This window comes from Falsirhodobacter sp. alg1, assembly GCF_000739715.2.
In the GTDB taxonomy this organism is placed as follows: Bacteria; Pseudomonadota; Alphaproteobacteria; order Rhodobacterales; family Rhodobacteraceae; genus Falsirhodobacter.
Window position 1 is genome coordinate 1 of the sequence record NZ_BBJC02000032.1, and the last position, 897, is coordinate 897.

The 897-nt window shown below is 61.3% G+C and carries 1 protein-coding gene and 1 pseudogene; both read left to right on the plus strand.

Features of this window, described 5'->3' with window-relative positions; all coding sequences use genetic code 11:
- The first annotated feature begins 82 nt into the window (after positions 1-82).
- On the plus strand, positions 83-322 hold the full coding sequence (purS, locus tag TR36_RS13960) for a phosphoribosylformylglycinamidine synthase subunit PurS (RefSeq protein WP_045391312.1): 240 nt from the start codon (positions 83-85) through the stop codon (positions 320-322).
- Positions 277-748: pseudogene (locus tag TR36_RS16135) on the plus strand (DNA polymerase IV); the annotation flags it as partial. The gene purS and the pseudogene TR36_RS16135, both read left to right, overlap by 46 nt.
- Positions 749-897 lie beyond the last annotated feature (149 nt).

Below are 897 nucleotides of genomic sequence, written 5' to 3' on the forward strand. Positions count from 1 at the left end.
GGAATTGGCACGGCGCTTGGGGGTTCTGCCTTCCAATGTTACGCATACTATCAAACCCACGCTTATTAACTGAGGTGACTCGATGAAAGCCCGCGTTCATATCATGCTCAAGGACGGCGTTCTTGACCCGCAAGGCGAAGCGGTGCGTCACGCACTGGGTACGCTTGGTTTTGCCGGTGTGGAAGGTGTCCGCCAAGGCAAGGTGATCGAATTGGATCTGGCCGCAACCGACAAGACCGCGGCCGAGGCCGAGGTTCGTGCGATGTGCGAAAAGCTTCTGGCGAATACGGTTATCGAGAAATATTCGGTCGAGATCGCCTGAATGTGAAGGCTGCGGCGGGCAGAAAGCGGGCCGTGAAATCCATTTCCAAGGAAACCACGTTTTCCGAGAATACCGCTGACCCGGCCATTCTGGACGGGCATTTGTGGCGATTGGCGGTGCAGGTTGYCGATCGGGCCAAGGCGCGCGATATGGCGGGGCGGACCGTTACCATAAANGCTCAAAAGGGCGGATTTCAGCGCCATTACCCGCNGCCATGCCTTGGGGGATCCGACGCAATCCGCCGACCGGATCTATACCGAGGGGCGGCGCTTGCTGGATGCGGCGGGGCCGATCGGGGCCGTGCGGTTGATCGGAATCGGCATTGCGGATCTGGGTCCCGGGGATCAGGCAGACAGGGCCGGTGATCTGCTGGACCCCGATGCCGCCCGCCGGCGCAGGGCGGAGGCAGCAACCGATGCCATCCGGAGGTTGTCTTTCTGGGGGGGCTTCAGGTCCGACATGCAGGGAACCAAGGCGGCGGATCTGCATGACTGGGCCGTATCGCAGGGGCGGCGTTCCTGCGCTTCGATTATTCGGGGCATGGCATGTCCGAAGGGCTGTTCGAGAATGGTGCC

Excerpts from the sequence above, each read along its gene's own strand:
- purS (WP_045391312.1), top strand. The coding sequence starts at position 83 with ATGAAAGCCCGCGTTCATATCATGCTCAAGGACGGCGTTCTTGACCCG.